The sequence below is a fragment of the Serratia sp. BIGb0163 genome, assembly GCF_024809935.1.
Lineage (GTDB): Bacteria > Pseudomonadota > Gammaproteobacteria > Enterobacterales > Enterobacteriaceae > Serratia > Serratia quinivorans.
Genome location: NZ_JANUDZ010000005.1, coordinates 328,532 through 348,491, shown reverse-complemented (window position 1 = coordinate 348,491; position 19,960 = coordinate 328,532). Strand labels below are relative to the sequence as shown.

The 19,960-nt window shown below is 56.0% G+C and carries 20 protein-coding genes; 14 read left to right on the top strand and 6 right to left on the bottom strand.

Features of this window, described 5'->3' with window-relative positions; all coding sequences use genetic code 11:
• Positions 1 to 23: 23 nt before the first annotated feature.
• From M2406_RS18840 to M2406_RS18835, 3 genes are all read left to right on the top strand, one after another.
• Positions 24 to 2,159 (top strand): S9 family peptidase, encoded by a 2,136-nt coding sequence (locus tag M2406_RS18840; protein ID WP_259191007.1) that lies wholly within the window; start codon positions 24 to 26, stop codon positions 2,157 to 2,159.
• Between the two features lie 195 nt (positions 2,160 to 2,354).
• Positions 2,355 to 2,408: a hypothetical protein gene (locus M2406_RS26530; RefSeq protein WP_405050630.1), complete on the top strand. Its 54-nt coding sequence runs from the start codon at positions 2,355 to 2,357 to the stop codon at positions 2,406 to 2,408.
• Positions 2,405 to 4,534, top strand: coding sequence for a TonB-dependent receptor domain-containing protein (locus M2406_RS18835; protein WP_375190671.1), 2,130 nt, complete (start codon positions 2,405 to 2,407; stop codon positions 4,532 to 4,534). Before M2406_RS26530 ends, M2406_RS18835 begins: the two co-directional genes overlap by 4 nt.
• A 17-nt stretch (positions 4,535 to 4,551) precedes the next feature.
• Here M2406_RS18835 and M2406_RS18830 read toward each other — a convergent pair whose 3' ends face one another.
• The 3 genes from M2406_RS18830 to amiA form a co-directional block, all read right to left on the bottom strand.
• Complete coding sequence (locus tag M2406_RS18830; RefSeq protein ID WP_004947732.1) at positions 4,552 to 5,007, bottom strand: YaiI/YqxD family protein; 456 nt, start codon at positions 5,005 to 5,007, stop codon at positions 4,552 to 4,554.
• A complete protein-coding gene (gene hemF, locus M2406_RS18825; protein WP_115184108.1) occupies positions 5,007 to 5,927 on the bottom strand; it encodes an oxygen-dependent coproporphyrinogen oxidase in 921 nt (306 codons plus the stop codon). Before hemF ends, M2406_RS18830 begins: the two co-directional genes overlap by 1 nt.
• A 69-nt stretch (positions 5,928 to 5,996) precedes the next feature.
• Positions 5,997 to 6,896 carry an N-acetylmuramoyl-L-alanine amidase AmiA gene (amiA, locus tag M2406_RS18820; protein WP_112362325.1) on the bottom strand — a complete coding sequence of 300 codons (900 nt, stop codon included), beginning with the start codon at positions 6,894 to 6,896 and terminating at the stop codon, positions 5,997 to 5,999.
• A 205-nt stretch (positions 6,897 to 7,101) separates the two neighbouring features.
• Here amiA and M2406_RS18815 point away from each other — a divergent pair, with 205 nt between their 5' ends.
• Positions 7,102 to 7,527, top strand: coding sequence for a GNAT family acetyltransferase (locus tag M2406_RS18815; protein ID WP_012146174.1), 426 nt, complete (start codon positions 7,102 to 7,104; stop codon positions 7,525 to 7,527).
• Positions 7,528 to 7,570: 43 nt separating this feature from the next.
• On the opposite strand, the gene M2406_RS18810 is transcribed toward M2406_RS18815, so the two are convergent.
• Entirely contained in the window at positions 7,571 to 7,969 is a 399-nt protein-coding gene (locus tag M2406_RS18810) for a YgiW/YdeI family stress tolerance OB fold protein (RefSeq protein ID WP_012146173.1), read from the bottom strand.
• Between the two features lie 175 nt (positions 7,970 to 8,144).
• On the opposite strand from M2406_RS18810, the gene M2406_RS18805 reads away from it, so the two are divergent.
• From M2406_RS18805 to M2406_RS18760, 10 genes are all read left to right on the top strand, one after another.
• Positions 8,145 to 8,609: a DUF2919 domain-containing protein gene (locus M2406_RS18805; protein WP_012146172.1), complete on the top strand. Its 465-nt coding sequence runs from the start codon at positions 8,145 to 8,147 to the stop codon at positions 8,607 to 8,609.
• A gap of 133 nt (positions 8,610 to 8,742) precedes the next feature.
• Positions 8,743 to 9,327: an RpoE-regulated lipoprotein gene (locus M2406_RS18800; protein ID WP_012146171.1), complete on the top strand. Its 585-nt coding sequence runs from the start codon at positions 8,743 to 8,745 to the stop codon at positions 9,325 to 9,327.
• Positions 9,328 to 9,494: 167 nt separating this feature from the next.
• Entirely contained in the window at positions 9,495 to 10,394 is a 900-nt protein-coding gene (locus M2406_RS18795; RefSeq protein WP_012146170.1) for a Dyp-type peroxidase, read from the top strand.
• A 201-nt stretch (positions 10,395 to 10,595) separates the two neighbouring features.
• A complete protein-coding gene (locus tag M2406_RS18790) occupies positions 10,596 to 11,618 on the top strand; it encodes a sulfate ABC transporter substrate-binding protein (protein WP_112362323.1) in 1,023 nt (340 codons plus the stop codon).
• Positions 11,618 to 12,451, top strand: coding sequence for a sulfate/thiosulfate ABC transporter permease CysT (cysT, locus tag M2406_RS18785; protein WP_012146168.1), 834 nt, complete (start codon positions 11,618 to 11,620; stop codon positions 12,449 to 12,451). Before M2406_RS18790 ends, cysT begins: the two co-directional genes overlap by 1 nt.
• The gene (gene cysW / locus M2406_RS18780; RefSeq protein ID WP_259191005.1) at positions 12,451 to 13,326 is read left to right on the top strand and encodes a sulfate/thiosulfate ABC transporter permease CysW; all 876 of its coding nucleotides are present in this window, start codon (positions 12,451 to 12,453) and stop codon (positions 13,324 to 13,326) included. The genes cysT and cysW overlap by 1 nt, the downstream gene beginning before the upstream one ends.
• Positions 13,316 to 14,404, top strand: coding sequence for a sulfate/thiosulfate ABC transporter ATP-binding protein CysA (gene cysA / locus M2406_RS18775; protein ID WP_012146166.1), 1,089 nt, complete (start codon positions 13,316 to 13,318; stop codon positions 14,402 to 14,404). Before cysW ends, cysA begins: the two co-directional genes overlap by 11 nt.
• Positions 14,405 to 14,486: 82 nt before the next feature.
• The gene (gene cysM / locus M2406_RS18770; protein WP_259191004.1) at positions 14,487 to 15,368 is read left to right on the top strand and encodes a cysteine synthase CysM; all 882 of its coding nucleotides are present in this window, start codon (positions 14,487 to 14,489) and stop codon (positions 15,366 to 15,368) included.
• A 209-nt stretch (positions 15,369 to 15,577) separates the two neighbouring features.
• Positions 15,578 to 16,258: a response regulator transcription factor gene (locus M2406_RS18765; RefSeq protein ID WP_012146164.1), complete on the top strand. Its 681-nt coding sequence runs from the start codon at positions 15,578 to 15,580 to the stop codon at positions 16,256 to 16,258.
• 5 nt (positions 16,259 to 16,263) lie between these two features.
• Entirely contained in the window at positions 16,264 to 17,586 is a 1,323-nt protein-coding gene (locus tag M2406_RS18760; RefSeq protein WP_259191003.1) for an ATP-binding protein, read from the top strand.
• A gap of 75 nt (positions 17,587 to 17,661) precedes the next feature.
• On the opposite strand, the gene crr is transcribed toward M2406_RS18760, so the two are convergent.
• A complete protein-coding gene (crr, locus tag M2406_RS18755; RefSeq protein ID WP_012146162.1) occupies positions 17,662 to 18,171 on the bottom strand; it encodes a PTS glucose transporter subunit IIA in 510 nt (169 codons plus the stop codon).
• 49 nt (positions 18,172 to 18,220) lie between these two features.
• A complete protein-coding gene (gene ptsI / locus M2406_RS18750; protein WP_012146161.1) occupies positions 18,221 to 19,948 on the bottom strand; it encodes a phosphoenolpyruvate-protein phosphotransferase PtsI in 1,728 nt (575 codons plus the stop codon).
• Positions 19,949 to 19,960 lie beyond the last annotated feature (12 nt).

Below are 19,960 nucleotides of genomic sequence, written 5' to 3'. Positions count from 1 at the left end.
ATGCCAAACCATAGTGAGGGACCATGGAACATCCATTTTTGTCGGGCCGTCGTCGTTGGCGAATGGCCACCTATGCCGTGATTTCATTGAGCTTATTGGGCCAGGCCGCCTGGGCGCAGCCGTTGGCGCCCAGCGCCGAGATTATCCCGCACCCATTAACCGCCCAGGGGGAAACCCGGGTGGATGATTATTATTGGCTGCGTGACGACAGCCGGCAAAATAAAAAGGTGCTGAATTATCTGACGGCGGAAAACCGTTATACCGAGCAGATGATGCAGCCGTATAAAAAACTGCGCGATAGCCTGTATCAGGAAATGCTGGGCCGCATCAGCCCGGAAGATCGCTCGGTGCCCTACCAACTTAATGGGTATCGCTATCAGGAAAGCTATGCGGCAGGTAAAGACTTTGCCCTGTATCAACGTCAGGCTCTGACTGCCGATGCGCCGTGGCAAACCTTGCTGGACGCCAATCAGCGTGCTGCAGGACAGGATTATTACCGCTTGGGTGGGATGGCGATCAGCCTGGATAACCAGCAGATGGCGATCGCTGAAGATCTGCAGGGGCGCAGGCAGTACCGGATTTCGCTGCGTGAAATCGATAGCGGTAAATGGGCGCCGGAAGTGATTGAAAACACCTCCGGTGACATGGCGTGGGCCAATGACGGCAAGACGCTATTTTATATTCGCAACCACCCGCAGACCCTGTTGCCATATCAGGTTTATCGCCATCAGGCCGGCACGCCGGTTGCGGACGACAAACTTGTCTATCAGGAAAATGATGGCGGGTTCTATTTAAGCCTGGGTCGCTCTTCTTCGCGTGACTACGTCATTATTACCATCAGCGGCAATACCACTTCCGAGGCACGGCTGATTGACGCTAATCAGCCTCTGAGCACGCCGGTGTTGTTTGCCGCGCGCAAGAACGGCCACGAGTATTATGTAGACCACTATCGCGGTGAGTTCTATCTACGCTCCAACCACCAAAGCCCGCATTTTGGTCTGTACCAGACCGCGGCAGTCGGCAAGCCATGGCAAACGCTAATAGCACCACAGGAAAAGCGCGAGGTGGAAGACTTCACGGTGTTCCGCGACTGGCTGGTAGTGAAGGAACGTGCTGATGGCCTGGTACAGCTACGGCAAATCAGTTGGGACGGTAAAACCCAGCGCAGTATTCCGTTCGACGACGCCAGCTATATGGCCTGGCTGGGCTATAACCCGGAGCCGGACAACCAGCAGCTGCGCTATGGCTATTCGGCGATGACAACCCCGACCCGCACATACCAATGGGATCTCAACAAAGGCGAGCGCACCCTGCTGAAACAGCAGGAAGTGAAGGGAGTGGATCCCAGCCAGTACCACAGCGAGCGGGTGTGGATTAACGCGCGTGACGGTGTGAAGGTGCCGGTCTCGCTGGTCTACAACAAAGCCATGTTCAAACCGGGGCACAGCCCGCTGCTGGTGTACGGTTATGGTGCCTATGGCATGAGTATGGATCCGGCCTTTAGCGCTAACCGCATTAGTTTGCTGGATCGCGGTTTCGTTTATGCGCTAATCCACGTGCGCGGTGGCGGTGAGCTGGGGCAGAACTGGTACCAACAGGGCAAGTTGACTCATAAGCCAAACACCTTCAGTGACTTTATCGACGCCACCCAGGCATTAATCCAACAGGGTTATGGTCAGCCGGGCCGTATTTACGCCATGGGGGGCAGTGCCGGCGGCCTGCTGATGGGGGCAGTGATTAATCAGGCACCGCAGTTGTATAACGCGGTGGTGGCGCAGGTGCCTTTTGTTGATGTGCTGACCACCATGCTGGACGACAGCATTCCGCTGACGGTCGGTGAATACGAAGAGTGGGGCAATCCGAATCAGCCGCAGGCCTATGCGTTGATGAAGTCCTATAGCCCGTATGACAACCTGGCTAAACAGGCCTATCCGAACCTGCTGGTCACCAGCGGCCTGTATGATTCCCAGGTGCAATATTGGGAACCGGTCAAATGGGTAGCCAAACTGCGTCGTTTTAAACAGGGTGATTCAGTGTTGCTGCTGGCGACCGATATGACGGCCGGCCACGGCGGAAAATCGGGCCGCCTGACGCGGCTGGAAAATAACGCGCTGGAATACAGTTTTATTATGGCGATGGATCAGAAAACACAGAAATAACCACTATCACCGTCGGGTAATAAGCCCGGCGGTTTATTAAAACTATAAAAAATAAATTTACCGTCGATTTCGGCGGGCTTTTTGCTGGGCATTGTCGGCCATAAAATCTTTTTGGCAATTTCTGGGGATATATGAAAATCAAATTAATAGTAAGCCTGATCGGCGCGGGAATAGCGCTGAGCGGGGCGGCGACGGCTGCGCAGAATGGGGCAGAAGAGGGAAAGGGCAAGGTTGTTTTCAGCCCGTTGAATGTTTCGGCGGCAGATAGCAGTACCAGCAGCAGTGAAAAAGAAGCGTTGGAAAAGCCCGGCGCTTTCAGCTCGCGCGGGGAAAATAAAAATCTGGAGTCGGTGGACAGCATTCTGCGCAGTATGCCTGGCACTTATACCCAGATCGACCCCGGCCAGGGTTCGGTCAGCGTCAATATTCGTGGCATGAGCGGTTTTGGCCGCGTTAATACCATGGTTGATGGCATTACCCAGAACTATTATGGCAGTTCACCCAGTGACGCGGCGCATGGCGGTTTGCCAACCAGCCAGTTTGGTGCGCTGATCGATCCTAACTTTATCGTCGGCGTTGATGTGGCACGCGGTAATGCGACGGGATCCGCCGGTGTCAATGCGCTGGCAGGCAGCGCCAACTTCCGCACCATTGGCGTGGATGACGTAGTGTTTTCGGATAATCCTTTTGGCGTGCGCACCAAGTTTTCTGTAGGCAATAACGGTATTGGCCGCAGCGGTATGATCGCCGTGGGTGGGAAAACCGACGCATTCGGCGAAGGCGGTAGCCTGGGAGCCATGGCGGCTATCAGCGGCAGTTCGATCACCTCTAATTATAAGAACGGTTCCGGGTTTGACAGTGAAGAGTTTAATGTCGATAAAACTTATCGCCAGAATCCCAAATCTCAGTTATTTAAAGTGGATATTAAACCCGACGCTTTTAATAGTATTGAACTGTCGGCCAGAACTTATCAAAACAAGATCACCCGTCGCCATATCGACAGTAATGACTTCTATATTAAATATCATTACGCCCCGTTTTCAGAGCTGATTGATTTTAATCTGACTGCCAGTACCAGCCGGGGTGAGCAGAAGTTTATGTCCGATAATATGGCGGGATTTAGCGACAGCACCGCAAAAAATATCTCCGACGCGCTGGACGTCAATAACACCAGCCGTTTCAGCCTGCAGGAGGTCGACTTTGCCTTTAGCTATGGCGGCAAGCTGATCCGCAACGAATACAAGAAGCGCGCCTCCGGGCTGGTGACAGACGAGGGCCAGGCGGAAAGCTCGCCGGTGGGGATCGCAGGCAAACAAAATATCGCCAGCCTTTACAGTGGGCTGCAGCTTAATTACGGCATCTGGCAGGGTAATTTTGACCTGAACTACAGCGCCTATGATATTTCCGGTTATAAACCGGCCTGTGATGAACGCGTGGCCTGCTTCCCGCAGGGGGCCAGCAATATCAATTTGAAAGAGCACGGCTTTAACCCGGCGGTGATGTTGTCCGCACAGGTAACACCGTGGCTGCAGCCGTTCGTCAGCTACAACAAATCGATGCGTGGGCCGAATATTCAGGAAGTGTTCTTCGCCAACAGCGGCGGGCAGTCGATGAACCCGTTCCTTAAAGGGGAAACGGCAGAAACCTATCAGGCGGGTTTTAACGCCAATGCTCATGACCTGCTGTTTAAACAGGACAGCTTCCAACTGAAGGCGGTGTATTTTGAGTCGAAAATCAAAAATTACATTTCCAGCCAGAGCTACATGGTGTGCAGTAATCGCCAAAAATGTAATCGTGCCCAGACTAGTCAGGAGGAATGGGATAACGCCGATGTGAATGTCGCCATGACCATGTACAGCAACTCATACGAGCCAGTCAGGTCGCGTGGGGTGGAAGTGGAAGCGATGTACGACGCCGGTTTTGCCTACACCAAACTGTCCTTGAGCAAGGAACACACCAGCCAGCCGACCAATCAGGCCAGCAATGTGTTCGGTGCCGGTGACATTAGCGAGCTGCCGGAATTGTACTTCACGCTGGATACGGGTGTGCGTTTGCTGGATGAGAAATTGACGCTGGGCGGGCTGGTGAAATACACCGGCAAGGCTGTGCGCCTTTCTCCTGATTCTAACGTCGATGAGAATGAGCAGTTGCTGAAAGAACCGGCGCCGCATATTCCGACCGTTATCGATCTTTACAGCACCTATCAGTTCAACCGCAATCTGTTGTTGAAATTCAGCGTGCAGAACCTGATGGACAAAGACTATTCCGATGCGTTGAACAAGATGAACGCCATGCCATCGCAATCAAGAGACTTCTCACCGACCAACACCGCCCGCGGCCGAACCTATATCTTCGGCGGGGAGGTGCGTTTCTAAACGGAATGCGGGCGCAATTACTGCGCCCGTTTTGCCTGCTGCAACCACTTGTCCAGCTCATTGGCGAACTGCTGGCGATCGCGCTGGTTCAGCGTATTCGGGCCGCCGGTCTGGATGCCGCTGGAGCGCAGGGTGTCCATAAAGTCACGCATGTTCAGGCGCTCACGAATGGTGTCCGGGGTGTAGCGTTCACCGCGTGGGTTCAGCGCCACTGCCCCTTTTTCTATCACTTCCGCTGCCAGTGGGATATCGGCGGTGATCACCAGATCGCCTTTCTCGCAGCGGCGCACGATTTCGTTATCCGCCACGTCAAAACCGGCCGCCACCTGCAGGGTGTGGATGTGCTTTGACGGCGGCGTTCTCAGCGGCTGGTTCGCCACCAGCGTCACCGACATTGCGGTGCGCTCCGCCGCCCGAAACAGCACTTCTTTAATTACGTTGGGACAGGCGTCCGCATCAACCCAAATCTGCATCATTCCGGCTCCTTCAGCCAATCGCGTACCGGCAGGAAATCACGGTACAGCGCCGCTTCCGGGCTGTCTTCCGCCGGTTGATAATTGTATTCCCAACGCACCAGCGGCGGCATCGACATCAGGATGGATTCGGTGCGGCCACCGGTTTGCAGGCCGAACAGCGTGCCCCGGTCCCAGACCAAATTGAATTCCACGTAGCGGCCGCGACGATACAGTTGGAACTGGCGCTCGTGATCGCCCCAGCTCAGCGTTTTGCGTTTCTCTACGATCGGCAGATAGGCCTCGAGGAAGCCTTCGCCCACCGCCTGGGTAAACGCGAAGCAGGTGGCGAAGTCCGGGGTGTTCAGGTCATCAAAGAACAGGCCGCCGATGCCGCGTGCTTCGTTACGGTGTTTGATAAAGAAATAGTCGTCGCACCACTTTTTGTATTTGGGGTAAACCTGTTCACCGAAGGGCGCACACAGCCGTTCGGCGGTGCGGTGCCAGTGAACGGCATCTTCTTCAAAGCCATAAAACGGCGTCAGGTCAAAGCCGCCGCCAAACCACCACACCGGCTCTTCGCCCGGCTTTTCCGCAATGAAAAAACGCACGTTGGCGTGGCTGGTAGGAATGTAAGGGCTGCGCGGATGGATCACCAGCGACACGCCCATCGCCTGGAAACTGCGTCCGGCCAGTTCGGGGCGATGCGCGGTAGCGGAAGCGGGCAGGGTAGCGCCGGAGACGTGTGAGAAGTTGACGCCCGCCTGTTCGAACACCGCACCCTCGGTCAACACCCGGCTGCGGCCACCGCCGCCTTCTTCACGCGTCCAGCGGTCTTCGTTGAAAACGGCGCTGCCGTCGGCCTGGGCCAACTGCGTGCAGATGCGGTCTTGCAGCGCCAGCAGGAAGGATTTTACTTCTGCGATGGTCGATAAACTCATACGGGATAATTCACAGCGTCTGACTGAACAAGGCGCAGAGTATACCTTTATTCACCGCGGCTGGCAGTATCAGCCGGGTTTTCGTTGGTGTGAATCGTAATAGCTGAAGAAACTGATCACCCCGTCGGCAATGGCGCGGGCGATTTTCTCGCGGAATGCGGTGGTGCCCAGCAGACGCTCTTCTGCCGGGTTGGTAATGAACGAGGTTTCGACCAGCACCGACGGGATAGACGGGGATTTCAGCACCGCAAATGCCGCCTGTTCCGTACTGTTGCTGTGCAGGTGGTGAACCGGCCGGATTTGGCCGAGCACGTGGCGGCCGAGCGTCAGGCTGTTGTTGATGGTATCGGTCTGCACCAGATCAAACAGCACCTGTTGCAGATAGTTGTCCTGGTTTTTGTACTTGCCACCGGCCACATCATCGGCGGCGTTTTCACGGTTGGACAGGTAACGCGCCATGGCGCTGCTGGCCCCGCGATTGGACAGGGCAAACACCGAAGCGCCTGAGGCTTCCGGGCTGGTAAAACCGTCGGCGTGAATCGAGATAAACAGATCGGCCTGATGCTGGTGGGCAATCTCCACCCGTTGGAACAGCGGGATAAATTCGTCTTCTTCCCGCGTCAGACGGACTTCGACGTGTTCCTGTTCGTGCAGGATGCGGCGGACGTGGTTGGCAATCTCCAACACGACGTGCTTTTCCTGTGAGCCTTCGCTGCCAACCGCGCCGGAGTCGATACCGCCATGGCCAGGGTCGATCATCACCAGCCTTTTGCTGCCGGAGGGTTTAGGCGCTGGTTTAGCGGTCGGTTTGGGATGTTGGTTGCGCAGCATGCCACCGGACTCGGCTTCGGCGCTTTGGCTTTTGCTGCCGAGCAGTACCAACGCCAGGCCGGAGAGCAGTAATTGACGTCGCGTGGGGGAAACGGAGAGCGGCTTAAAATTGAGGAATTGTTTAACCTGCTTTTTCATAACGCTACGCTCCGTCGACAAATTCTATTTTGCGACGTTATATCGTATTGATAATCATTAATCGACCTGATAACTATGTCCATTTATTACGCGGGTAACCGATCATTTCTGGATAATTGCTGGGGTAAATCGCAGTTTGATATTGCGTAAGTGAATATTCACGCGATAATCAGATAAACATCTTAATTAACAGCGGCGAACATCGATGGAAATTCGCGTATTTCGGCAAGACGACTTTGAAGAAGTCATTACTCTGTGGGAGCGCTGCGATCTGCTGCGACCGTGGAACGATCCTGAGATGGATATCGAGCGCAAACTGAATCACGATCCGGGCCTGTTTCTGGTCGCCGAAGTGGGCGGCGAAGTCGTAGGGTCGGTGATGGGCGGTTACGATGGCCATCGCGGTTCGGCGTATTACCTGGGGGTACATCCGGATTATCGCGGGCGCGGTATTGCCAATGCGTTAATTAACCGTCTGGAGAAGAAGCTGATCGCGCGTGGATGCCCGAAGATCCAGCTGGTGGTACGTGAAGACAACGACACGGTGATCGAGATGTACGAAAAACTCGGTTACGAGATCCAGAACGTGACCAACCTGGGTAAACGCCTGATCGAAGATCAGGAATATTGAGTCGTCATTCGGGCGGTGAAGCTTCACCGCCCGTTGCTGCGTGTTAAGGCAGTTTTTTGATGTTCTTCACATCCACTTCCACACTGCTCCAGTCTTTATCCACTTTCCCTTCCAACTGCACTTTATCTTTCGGGGTGATGGTCTGGCCGTTCCAGCGTTTTCTGTCGATCTCCACCGTCAGGGTGCCGCTGGCGTCACGGAAGGTATAGGTGTCGTCACCGACGCGCTGCTCAATGTTTCCCTGCAGCATCACCCAGGTGTCATCGCTCATCGACTTCACCTTGTCTACCGTGGTCAGTGCCGCGCTTGGGCCGGAGAAGCCACCCTGTTGGGTATTTTGCGTTTGTGTCTGCGGCGCGGCAGGGTCGAGGAACCCGCCTTGCTGTGCCAGAACCGGTGCGCTGCACAGAGCGATTAATGCGGCCAGGGTATATTTTTTCATCTTAAGCTTCCTTATCTCAATCGCGAATTAAAGCCCTGCCAATCAGGACTGCTGGTTTGATGGGGTTAAGTAAAGCATGAAAATCTTAAGGGGTTCTTAAGCGAGCACATTGAAAACAATAAATCTGGCTCCCATTTGAAGGAGTAATAATAATGAAATTGGCAAGGAATCGACGTTGAAGCCACTCCCACACCGTTTTTCCCCCGACGATTACGATCATCATGGCGCGCTGCGTTTGCCGCTGTGGTTTTGGGGCGTGCTGGTTTTACAGGCCCGGACCTGGATTTTGTTCGTGATGGCCGGTGCTTCGCGCCAGCAGGGTGAAGGGCTGCTGCAGCTGTTTTACCCTGACACCCAAAGGTTCTGGTACGGCATCATGCTGGGGCTGCCGGCGGCGCTGGCATTTCTGTTGGCTCCACGGCGTCACCAATGGCCACGATTGTGGCGCGCCTGGCGTTGGGTGCTTTGTCTCTCGCTACTGGCGGCACTGGGCGGTTCGCTGTTCAGCCTGTGGCAGCAGGCCGACAATCAGCCACCGCTGGATGCTGTCCTGATACTGCTTGATGCGCTGGCCCTGGCCTATCTGTTGCTGAATCAGCGGCTGAAAGCCTGCTTTACCGTACAGAACGAAGCGGGGTAATTGCCGCCTGTGGCGGCACTTTTCCTATTTTCTGCACTCCAAGCTCGCAACCGATGGCGAAGCGTGGGCAGTTGTGAGAGGCTGGCACGCAGCAAAACGCCGGGCCCATGCCTTTGATGTTAAGGAGCTAGAGATGAATATTCGCCCACTATTGTTAGGGCTCCCGCTGTTACTGACCGGCTGTTCGACGATGTCGAACTTCTCCTGGTCGAGCCTGTCGCCGCTTAACTGGTTTGGCAGTAGCCTTGAGGTCAGCGCCAAGGGCGTTGGCGATTTGAACGCCGGCACCCCGATGTCGGAAAGCGCCATCAACGACGGGTTGAAAGGCGATTACCGCCTGCGCGGCGGCATGGCTACCAGCCAGGGCCAGATAGTTTCTTACTATCAGGCGATGGACGGCAATGACGTGAAACTGGTGATCACCGGTGAACCCAAGGGCCACGTGCAGCGTGTGGACGTGATGGACAGCAAGGTGGCGACCGAGTGGGGCAGCAAACTTGGCACGCCGTTCAGCGACCTGTACAGCAAGGCGTTCGGTGCCTGTAAACCGGCCGATGGCGACGATGCCGGCAAGGTGGAGTGTGTGGCGGAGCAGAGCAAGTACGTGACTTACATTTTCAACGGCAAGTGGGCCGGCCCGCAGGATATCATCCCACCGGATGACACGCTGAAAAGCTGGACGGTCAGCAAGATCATCTGGCACGCCAAACCTCAGTAAACCCTTCTTTTGGGGCGTCCGATCTGCGGCGCCCCAGCTTCCTTCATCTTGACGGATATCCTTATTTTCTTTGCGTTCGGGCAAGGCAAATACCCCTGCTTGCGGTATGATGCTGCGCATTCGTAACAGGCTACTGTTACCCGATTCTGCTATTGAGGATAACGACAATGACACAGGTTCAGAGCGGCATTTTGCTGGAACACTGCCGTTTCGCCATTTTTATGGAAGCCACGGTACAGGGCGAATTTGCCGAACTCCGTCAGGGCTGCAAGCAGTTTTGCCAGACGTTGACCGAGCTGCAACAGCAGTTCCCCGATGCGCATTTGGGCGCGGTGGTTGCCTTTGGCTATGACGTTTGGCATGACCTGTCCAGCGGTCAGGGCGCCAAAGAGCTGAAGCCATTCACCCCGCTCGGCAAAGGGCTGGCACCGGCCACCCAGCGCGACCTGCTGATCCATATTCAATCCCTGCGTCATGATGTTAACTTCACGCTGGCCCAGGCCGCGCTGGCGGCGTTCGGCAACGCCATCAAAATTGAAGAAGAAACCCACGGTTTCCGCTGGGTGGAAGAGCGTGACCTGAGCGGCTTTATCGACGGCACGGAAAACCCGCAGGGCGACCAACGTCCGGAAGTGGCGGTGATTGCCGAAGGCGAAGAAGACGCAGGCGGCAGCTACGTGCTGGTGCAGCGTTACGAACACAACCTGCGTCAGTGGCAGCGTTTCACCACTGAACAGCAGGAGCAGATTATCGGCCGTACCAAACATGACAGCGAAGAACTGCCTCCGGAGCAACGCCCGGACACCTCGCACGTCAGCCGCGTTGATCTGAAAGAAGACGGCAAGGGGCTGAAGATCCTGCGCCAAAGCCTGCCTTATGGCACCGCCAGCGGCAAGCACGGACTGTATTTCATCGCCTACTGCGCACGTCTGCATAACATCGAAAAGCAACTACTGAGCATGTTTGGCGATCTGGACGGCAAACGCGACGCGATGCTGCGTTTCAGCCGTGCGGTGACCGGCAGTTATTACTTTGCGCCATCACTGACGCGCCTGCTGTCGCTGTAACACCTCTACCGGGGCTGGCTACGTCGGCTCCGGTTTTACTTCCCCCCTCTGCCATGCCGCTCCGTTCCTGCCTTATAGCGTTTGATGCTTGAAAATCACTAAACGGTATATAAAAGCGTTACAGCTCCGCACCTAGTTATAAATACACTGGTCAACATCAGGGCGAAAGCCCGACGGATTGACTCAGTGATAAGGTGCACAATGAAACAAACGCGGGTTAAAAATATCGTACTGAAAGGATGCTTGGCGGCGGCGCTGTTAGCCAGCGGCCCGCTGTCGGCAACCGAATTGCTGAACAGCTCCTATGACGTTTCCCGTGAATTGTTTACCGCGCTGAACCCAGGTTTTGAGCAGCAATGGAACCAACAGCATCCGGGCGACAAGCTGACCATCAAACAATCCCACGCCGGCTCCTCCAAGCAGGCGTTGGCGATCCTGCAGGGGTTGCGCGCCGACGTAGTGACCTACAACCAGGTGACCGACGTGCAGATCCTGCACGATCGCGGCCAACTGATCCCGGCTGACTGGCAGACCCGTTTACCGAACAACAGCTCACCTTTCTATTCCACCATGGCTTTCCTGGTGCGTAAGGACAATCCAAAGGGCATTCATAACTGGAATGATTTGGTGCGTGACGACGTGAAGCTGGTGTTCCCGAACCCGAAAACCTCCGGTAACGGCCGTTATACCTATCTGGCCGCCTGGGGGGCTGCCAATCAGGCGGATGGCAATGATCAGGCCAAAACCCGCGCCTTTATGACCCGTTTCTTGAAAAACGTTCTGGTGTTTGACACCGGTGGCCGTGGCGCGACCACCACCTTCGTCGAGCGTGGCCTGGGCGACGTGCTGATCAGTTTTGAGTCGGAAGTGAACAATATTCGCAAGCAGTATGGCGAAGACAAATACGAGGTGATCGTGCCGCCGGTCGATATTCTGGCGGAGTTCCCGGTGGCCTGGGTTGATAAAAACGTGGCAAGAAACGGCACCGAACAGGCGGCCAAAGACTACCTGAATTATCTCTACAGCCCGGCAGCACAGCAGGTGATCACCAGCTACTACTATCGCGTTTACGACAAACAGGCGATGGCCGCGGCCAAAGGTCAGTTCCCGGAGACCAAGTTGTTCCGGGTGGAAGATCAGTTTGGTGGCTGGCCGCAGGTGATGAAAACGCATTTCTCCACCGGTGGCGAGTTGGATCAGCTGTTAGCCGCAGGGCATAAGTAATGTTGTCGTTGACCAGCAAGCGGGTTTTACCTGGGTTTGGCCTCAGCCTGGGGAGCAGCCTGTTTTATACCTGCCTGATCCTGCTGTTGCCGCTCAGCGCGTTGGTGATGCAGTTGGCGCAGATGAGCCTGGCGCAGTATTGGGAAGTGATTTCCAACCCGCAGGTGGTGGCGGCTTATAAGGTCACGCTGCTGGCGGCGGGCGTTGCCAGCCTGTTTAACGCGGTGTTCGGCATGCTGATGGCCTGGATCCTGACCCGCTATCGTTTTCCCGGTCGCACGCTGCTGGACGGTCTGATCGATCTGCCGTTTGCACTGCCGACCGCGGTAGCCGGCCTGACGTTGGCGGGGCTGTTTTCCACCACCGGCTGGTACGGCCAATGGCTGGCGCATTTTGACATTAAGGTGACGTTTACCTGGCTCGGCATTGCTGTGGCGATGGCCTTTACCAGCTTGCCGTTCGTGGTACGCACCGTACAGCCGGTTCTGGAAGAGCTGGGGCCGGAATACGAAGAGGCGGCAGAAACCCTGGGCGCGACTCGCTGGCAGAGTTTTCGTCGCGTGGTGATCCCTGAGCTGGCACCGGCGCTGTTGGCCGGTACGGCAATCTCTTTTACCCGCAGCCTGGGCGAGTTCGGCGCGGTGATCTTTATCGCCGGCAACATCGCCTGGAAGACGGAAGTGACCTCGCTGATGATTTTTGTTCGTTTGCAGGAATTTGATTATCCGGCGGCCAGTGCGATTGCTTCGGTGATCCTGGCGGCCTCGCTGCTGTTGCTGTTCAGCATTAACGTTCTGCAGAGCCGCTTTGGCCGACGTATCGGGGGGCACTGATGGCGGATATCTCTGAGTTCAACGGCGTCGAACGCCCGCGCGTCAACTGGGGCAAGTGGACGCTGATCGGTATCGGCGTGCTGTTTTCGGTACTGCTGCTGGTAGTGCCGATCATTTCGATTTTCGCCGAGGCCTTTTCCAAAGGTATTGGCGCGATGTGGGGCAACCTGGTCGATCACGACATGTTGCACGCTATCTGGCTGACGGTGCTGATCGCCTTGATTACCGTGCCGTTCAACCTGATTTTCGGCACGCTGTTGGCCTGGCTGGTGACGCGTTTTACCTTTCCGGGGCGTCAACTGTTACTGACGCTGATCGACATCCCGTTCGCCGTTTCGCCGGTGGTAGCGGGGCTGATTTACCTGTTGTTCTACGGCAGCAATGGCCTGCTGGGCGGTTGGCTGGATGCGCATAATATCCAGCTGATGTTCTCCTGGCCGGGCATGGTGCTGGTGACCATTTTCGTGACCTGCCCGTTCGTGGTACGTGAGCTGGTGCCGATGATGCTCAGCCAGGGCAGTCAGGAAGACGAGGCCGCCATTTTGCTGGGGGCTTCCGGTTGGCAGATGTTCCGCCGGGTGACCTTGCCAAACATTCGCTGGGCGCTGTTGTACGGCGTGGTCTTGACCAACGCGCGCGCCATCGGTGAGTTCGGCGCGGTATCGGTAGTGTCCGGTTCTATTCGCGGCGAGACTTTCAGCTTGCCGCTGCAGGTTGAGTTGTTGCAACAGGATTACAACGCGGTCGGTTCCTTTACCGCCGCCGGTTTGCTGACCCTGATGGCGATAGTGACCCTATTTTTGAAGAGTGGCCTGCAATGGCGTCTGGAACGTCAGAATGCACGTCTCGAGCGGGAGGAAAATCATGAGCATTGAGATTAACGGTATCAATAAGTTTTTCGGTCGTACCAAGGTATTGAACGATATCTCGCTCGACATTGCCTCCGGTGAGATGGTGGCGCTGCTGGGGCCGTCCGGCTCCGGTAAAACCACGCTGCTGCGTATTATCGCCGGGCTGGAAAGCCAGAGCGGCGGCAAGCTGGGCTTCCACGGCACCGACGTCAGCCACGTGCATGCCCGCGATCGTCGAGTGGGATTCGTGTTCCAGCATTACGCGCTGTTCCGCCACATGACGGTGTTCGACAACATCGCCTTTGGCCTGAGCGTGCTGCCGCGCCGTGAGCGCCCGAATGCCGCGGCGATCAAACAAAAAGTGACCCAGTTGCTGGAAATGGTGCAGTTGGCCCATTTGGCTAACCGTTATCCGTCACAGCTTTCCGGTGGTCAGAAGCAGCGCGTGGCCCTGGCGCGTGCACTGGCGGTCGAACCGCAAATTCTGCTGCTGGATGAACCCTTCGGCGCGCTGGATGCGCAGGTGCGTAAAGAACTGCGCCGTTGGCTGCGTCAGCTGCATGAAGAACTGAAATTTACCAGCGTGTTTGTCACCCACGATCAGGAAGAGGCAATGGAAGTCGCCGATCGTATCGTGGTGATGAGCCAGGGCAATATTGAGCAGGTCGGTTCGCCGGAAGAGATTGTTCGTGAACCGGCCAGCCGCTTCGTGCTGGAATTTATGGGCGAAGTGAACCGCCTGAGCGGCGAGATCCGCGGTTCGCAGCTGTTCGTCGGTGCGCACCAGTGGCCGTTGTCGTTCCAGCCAATGCACCAGGGCCGCGTGGACTTGTTCCTGCGCCCGTGGGAAATGGAAGTCGGTACCGAGAGCAGCGACCGCTGCCCGCTGCCGGTGCAGGTGCTGGAAGTCAGCCCACGCGGCCATTTCTGGCAGATGACCGTGCAGCCGATTGGCTGGCATCAGGAACCGATCAGCGTGGTGCTGCCGGAGGGTAACGAACCGCCGGTACGAGGTGGCCGCTACTACGTTGGCAGCCTGAATGCGCGCCTGTACGCCGGTGATCAACTGCTACAACCTGTTGCGTTAGCTAAAAGCGCCTGATAGTTTTTAGTCCCCAACAGCATTTTAAAGGCAACCCTGGGGTTGCCTTTTTACTTTTCGCACTTCAACACAGGCAAAGATCGTGACAACGCTTGAACAATGCATCGGTAATACCCCGCTGGTAAAATTACAACGACTGGCTGCAGGCCTGGGCAGCGAGGTTTGGCTCAAACTGGAAGGCAATAACCCGGCGGGTTCGGTAAAGGATCGCGCCGCGCTGGCGATGATCCAGCAGGCGGAGCTGCGCGGTGAGATAAAGCCCGGCGATCGGTTGATCGAGGCCACCAGCGGCAACACCGGCATTGCACTGGCGATGATAGCGGCGCTCAAGGGCTATTCGATGACCCTGCTGATGCCGGAAAACATGAGCCTGGAACGTCAGGCGGCGATGCGTGCCTATGGCGCAGAGTTGATCCTGGTCAGCCGCGAAGTGGGAATGGAAGGCGCGCGCGATCTGGCGCTGGAAATGCAAAATCAGGGACGGGGCAAGGTGCTGGATCAGTTCAATAATCTGGACAACCCTTACGCCCACTTCACCACCACCGGTCCGGAAATCTGGCAGCAGAGCCATCAACGGGTGACCCATTTCGTTTCCAGCATGGGCACCACCGGCACCATTACCGGAGTGGGAGGCTACCTGAAGAGCCAAAACCCGCAGGTGCAGATTATCGGCCTGCAGCCGGCAGAAGGCAGCAGTATTCCCGGCATTCGTCGCTGGGCACCGGCTTATATGCCGGGGATCTTCCGGCCGGACCTGGTGGATCAGGTGCTGGACATTGAGCAAACCGACGCTGAACAGACCATGCGTCAGTTGGCGCAGCGCGAAGGTATATTCTGCGGCGTCAGCTCCGGCGGGGCAGTAGCCGGTGCGCTACAGATTGCGGCGGCCAATCCGGGCAGCGTGATCGTGGCTATCATCTGCGATCGCGGCGATCGTTATCTCTCCACCGGTGTTTTTGCTTAAGGGTTATCCCCTTTTCAACGCCTGTATCAGATCCATCCCGGCGGCGCGTTTCGCCGGGAAGAAATCATCCCCCCAATATCTCTTCTTTAACGCGCCGTCGGCCGGGCTGTGGTTAACTGGCGTTCAGGAATATGTAAGGATTGAGTAAAACCGGCTGCGAAGCAGACAAATAGGCGTGAAAATGACGAAAATCCGCGAAGGAGCAAGGCATGAAAATTTTATTGGTCGATGATGACCTCGAACTTGGCACCATGCTGAGCGAATACCTGACCGGCGAAGGCTTTAACGCCACGCTGGTGCTGACCGGCAAGGCCGGGGTGGAAGGCGCGCTTTCAGGTGATTACACCGCAATGATCCTCGACATCATGCTGCCGGACATGAGCGGCATCGACGTGCTGCGCGACGTGCGTAAAAAAAGCCGCATGCCGATCATCATGCTGACGGCCAAGGGCGATAACATCGATCGGGTTATCGGTCTGGAAATGGGCGCCGACGACTATATGCCCAAGCCGTGCTATCCCCGCGAACTGGTGGCGCGCCTGCGTGCGGTACTGCGCCGCTTCGACGAGCGTCCGGATGAGGTGGACGATGAGATTGCGATTAATTTCGGCGAACTGACCCTTAACCCGTCGACCCGCAGCAGTGAATGGCGCGGCAAGGCGTTTGATCTGACTGCTTCCGAATTCAACCTGTTGGAGTTACTGCTGCGCGCGCCGGAGCGGGTGGTATCAAAAGACGAGCTGTCAGAAAAAGGTTTAGGCCGCCCACGAGAAGCCTATGACCGCAGCGTCGACGTGCATATCAGCAATATCCGCCAGAAGCTGGGGGCGTTGACGGACAACGCGCTCAGCATTGAGACGGTGCGCAGCATCGGCTATCGCATCCGATAATGCCTATGCGTGGAAGACTGTTCTGGAAAATCCTGCTCGGCTTCTGGCTGACCTTTATCATCATGACCCAGGCGTTGTGGGTCGCTTTTTCCTTGTATGGCGATCGCTACGAACCGCCGGAAAGTTCGATGGCCCGACGGGTGATTGGGCTGCAACTGACGTCGGCCGCCACGCAGCTGCGCAGCGGAGGGATACCGGCGTTGGACGCGATGCTGAAAGACTGGTCGGATGATGACCGGCGCTTGCTTTCCGTGACCCCGCTGGCTCAGCCACCGGCACCGGTAACTGAGGAGCCGGCGTTTGAAGGCCGTCGGATGCCGAAAGCAATTACCATATGGGTGGCAGGTGAGGGCGGCAAGGGCTATTTGCTGAGTTATGACATGCGCAGCCTGCGGGACGAGTATCGCCCCAAAAAACGCTCGCATTTTTTCAATATTCCCGAACCAATGATTTGGGTGGGCGGGTTAGCCGGGCTGTTGTTCAGTGCGGTACTGGCCTGGAACCTGACCCGGCCGATGCGCAAACTGCGTGATGGTTTTGATCGCGTGGCACAGGGCGACTTGTCGGTGCGCCTGTTCCCGGCGATGCGTCGGCGGCATGACGAGCTTTCTGAGGTGGCACGTGACTTTGACAGCATGGCGGAAAGGCTGGAGCTGTTAGTCAGCGCCCGCGAGCAGTTGCTGCATGACGTTTCGCACGAACTGCGTTCGCCGCTGGCCCGCTTGCAATTGGCGATTGGCCTGGCGCGGCAGAATGCGGGTAACGTAGAGAATTCGCTGCAGCGCATTGAGCACGAAGCGGGGCGGCTGGATAAAATGATCGGCGAACTGTTGGCGCTGTCGCGTGCCGAGAGCAACAGCCTGCCGGATGAAGAGTATTTCGACCTGTACGGGCTGGTGGATGCGGTGGTGAGCGATGCGCGCTACGAAGCACAGATACCCGGCGTAGACATCGTGCTGCAGGCCAGCTCGGACGTGGATTACACCGTCAAAGGCAATGCCGAACTGATGCGGCGTGCGGTGGATAATATCGTGCGTAATGCGTTGCGTTTCTCCAGCCACGGGCAGCGGGTGACGGTGGTGCTGACGCGTATCGAGCAGTTGTTCCAGATTGAGGTCAGCGATCAGGGGCCGGGTGTGGAAGAGTCAAAAATTTCCAGCATTTTTGATCCGTTCGTCAGGGTGAAATCGGCAATGTCAGGCAAGGGCTACGGGCTGGGCCTGGCGATCACCCGCAAGGTGGTCCTGGCGCACGGTGGCCAGGTTGAGGCGCGTAACGGCGAAAGGGAAGGGCTGGTGATTACCCTGCGAATTCCACGCTGGAGTTAATTGCCGTTGCGATTGGCTTGAATGACAGACATAAAAAAACGGCGCCGAGGGCGCCGTTCTTGCGTTCATCCGCTATTACTTCTTGATGCGGATGATCGGGGTCTCACCAACCGTGACGTTACCGGTCAGTTTGATCAGTTCTTTGATCTCGTCCATGTTGGAGATAACCACCGGCGTCAGGATAGACTTGGCTTTCTCTTCCAGCAGGGCCAGATTGAACTCTATAACCACATCACCTTTCTTGACGCGTTGGCCTTCTTCAGCGATGCGTTTGAAGCCTTCGCCTTTGAGTTCAACGGTGTCGATACCGAAGTGGACAAACAGCTCGATGCCGCTGTCGGATTCGATAGAGAAAGCATGGTTGGTTTCGAAAATTTTACCGATGGTGCCGTCAACCGGAGCAACCATTTTGTTGCCCGTTGGTTTGATGGCAATACCGTCGCCAACGATTTTTTCAGCGAATACTACGTCAGGTACATCTTCGATATTAACGATTTCGCCAGAAAGTGGAGCTACGATCTCGATAGTGCCCGTGTCTTTCTTGTCATCAGAAACCAGAGATTTCAATTTATCGAACAAACCCATGATCTTCTCCTAAGCATTAAATTGGGCGGCGTTCCAGTGTCGTGGAAGTTTAGCAGAGCGTCTTTTCTTCGATGAATTTATTCACGCAATTCATCAGATCTTGCGCCGTTGGCTGTGCCAAGGCTTGCGCTGCCAACGCCTTCACATCTTCGAAATTAGTATTACGTATAATTTTCTTGATGCGCGGGATTGAAATCGCACTCATGCTGAACTCATCCAGCCCCATGCCCAATAACAACAGTGTAGCACGCTCATCGCCAGCCAGTTCACCGCACATACCGGTCCACTTGCCTTCTGCATGAGATGCATCAATAACCTGTTTGATCAGGCCAAGCACTGATGGGGACATCGGGTTATAGAGATGAGAAATCAGCTCGTTGCCGCGATCTACCGCCAGAGTATACTGGGTTAGATCGTTTGTCCCAATACTAAAGAAGTCGACTTCTTTCGCCAGGTGATGAGCAATCACCGCCGCGGCCGGTGTTTCCACCATCACGCCCACTTCAATTGTTTCGTCAAACGCCTTGGCTTCTTCACGCAATTGCGCTTTCAGCGTCTCGATTTCGCCTTTCAGATCGCGAACTTCTTCTACCGAAATGATCATCGGGAACATGATGCGCAATTTACCGAACGCGGAGGCGCGCAGGATGGCACGCAGCTGGGCGTGCAGGATTTCTCTGCGATCCATGGCGATACGGATGGCGCGCCAGCCGAGGAACGGGTTCTCTTCTTTCGGCAGGTTCATGTACGGCAGGTCTTTGTCGCCGCCGATGTCCATGGTGCGTACGATTACTGCCTGTGAGCCCACGGCTTCCGCAACGGCTTTATAGGCCTGGAACTGCTCGTCTTCGGTCGGCAGTGAGTCGCGGTCCATGAACAGGAATTCGGTACGATACAGGCCGACACCTTCAGCGCCGTTGCGCTCTGCACCTGCGACGTCGCGCACGGTGCCGATGTTGGCACAGACTTCAACCTGATGACCGTCCAGCGTAATCGCCGGCAGGTCTTTCAGCTTGGCCAGATCGTTTTTCTCGGTCACGTACTGGTTCTGTTCGGCTTTCAACTGATCGATAACGTCAGCGGTTGGGTTAACGTAAATTTTATTGTTAACCGCGTCCAGAATCAGGTAATCGTCATTCTTCACCTGCTTGGTCACGTCGCTGGTGCCCACGATTGCCGGCAATTCCAGGGAGCGCGCCATGATGGAGGTGTGTGAAGTACGGCCGCCGAGATCGGTGATGAAGCCCAGAACCTTGTCCAGGTTCAACTGCGCGGTCTCAGACGGGGTCAAATCGGTAGCAACCAGGATCACTTCGTCCTGGATTGAGCTCAGATCGACGATTGCCAGGCCCAGAATGTTCTGCAGCAGGCGTTTACCGATGTCACGCACGTCGGCCGCACGCTCTTTCAGGTACTCATCGTCGAGTTCTTCCAGCGCTTTCGCCTGGCCTTCGATGATGGTGTAGGCAGCCGCGTCCGCAGAAGCCAGATCGTCTTTGATTAGGGCTATGATTTCCTGCTCAAGCTCTTCGTCTTCCAACAGCATGATATGGCCTTCGAAGATAGCTTCTTTCTCTTCGCCGAAGGTTTCGCCAGCTTTGGTCTTGATCGCTTCCAACTGCACGGATGCCTTGGCGCGGCCATCAAGAAAACGTTGGACTTCCTGCTCTACAGCGTCTGCAGAGATTTTCTTCCGGTTGATGACAATTTCATCTTCTTTCAGTAGGAGAGCCTTACCAAAAGCGATACCCGGTGATACTAAAATGCCTGAAATCATAACCCTACCTTA

Coding starts and splice junctions, on each gene's coding strand:
- M2406_RS18840 (WP_259191007.1), top strand. CDS start 24: ATGGAACATCCATTTTTGTCGGGCCGTCGTCGTTGGCGAATGGCCACC.
- M2406_RS18830 (WP_004947732.1), bottom strand. CDS start 5,007: ATGCAGATTTGGGTTGATGCGGACGCCTGTCCCAACGTAATTAAAGAA.
- hemF (WP_115184108.1), bottom strand. CDS start 5,927: ATGAGTTTATCGACCATCGCAGAAGTAAAATCCTTCCTGCTGGCGCTG.
- amiA (WP_112362325.1), bottom strand. CDS start 6,896: ATGAAAAAGCAGGTTAAACAATTCCTCAATTTTAAGCCGCTCTCCGTT.
- M2406_RS18815 (WP_012146174.1), top strand. CDS start 7,102: ATGGAAATTCGCGTATTTCGGCAAGACGACTTTGAAGAAGTCATTACT.
- M2406_RS18810 (WP_012146173.1), bottom strand. CDS start 7,969: ATGAAAAAATATACCCTGGCCGCATTAATCGCTCTGTGCAGCGCACCG.
- M2406_RS18800 (WP_012146171.1), top strand. CDS start 8,743: ATGAATATTCGCCCACTATTGTTAGGGCTCCCGCTGTTACTGACCGGC.
- M2406_RS18795 (WP_012146170.1), top strand. CDS start 9,495: ATGACACAGGTTCAGAGCGGCATTTTGCTGGAACACTGCCGTTTCGCC.
- M2406_RS18790 (WP_112362323.1), top strand. CDS start 10,596: ATGAAACAAACGCGGGTTAAAAATATCGTACTGAAAGGATGCTTGGCG.
- cysT (WP_012146168.1), top strand. CDS start 11,618: ATGTTGTCGTTGACCAGCAAGCGGGTTTTACCTGGGTTTGGCCTCAGC.
- cysW (WP_259191005.1), top strand. CDS start 12,451: ATGGCGGATATCTCTGAGTTCAACGGCGTCGAACGCCCGCGCGTCAAC.
- cysA (WP_012146166.1), top strand. CDS start 13,316: ATGAGCATTGAGATTAACGGTATCAATAAGTTTTTCGGTCGTACCAAG.
- M2406_RS18765 (WP_012146164.1), top strand. CDS start 15,578: ATGAAAATTTTATTGGTCGATGATGACCTCGAACTTGGCACCATGCTG.
- M2406_RS18760 (WP_259191003.1), top strand. CDS start 16,264: ATGCGTGGAAGACTGTTCTGGAAAATCCTGCTCGGCTTCTGGCTGACC.
- crr (WP_012146162.1), bottom strand. CDS start 18,171: ATGGGTTTGTTCGATAAATTGAAATCTCTGGTTTCTGATGACAAGAAA.
- ptsI (WP_012146161.1), bottom strand. CDS start 19,948: ATGATTTCAGGCATTTTAGTATCACCGGGTATCGCTTTTGGTAAGGCT.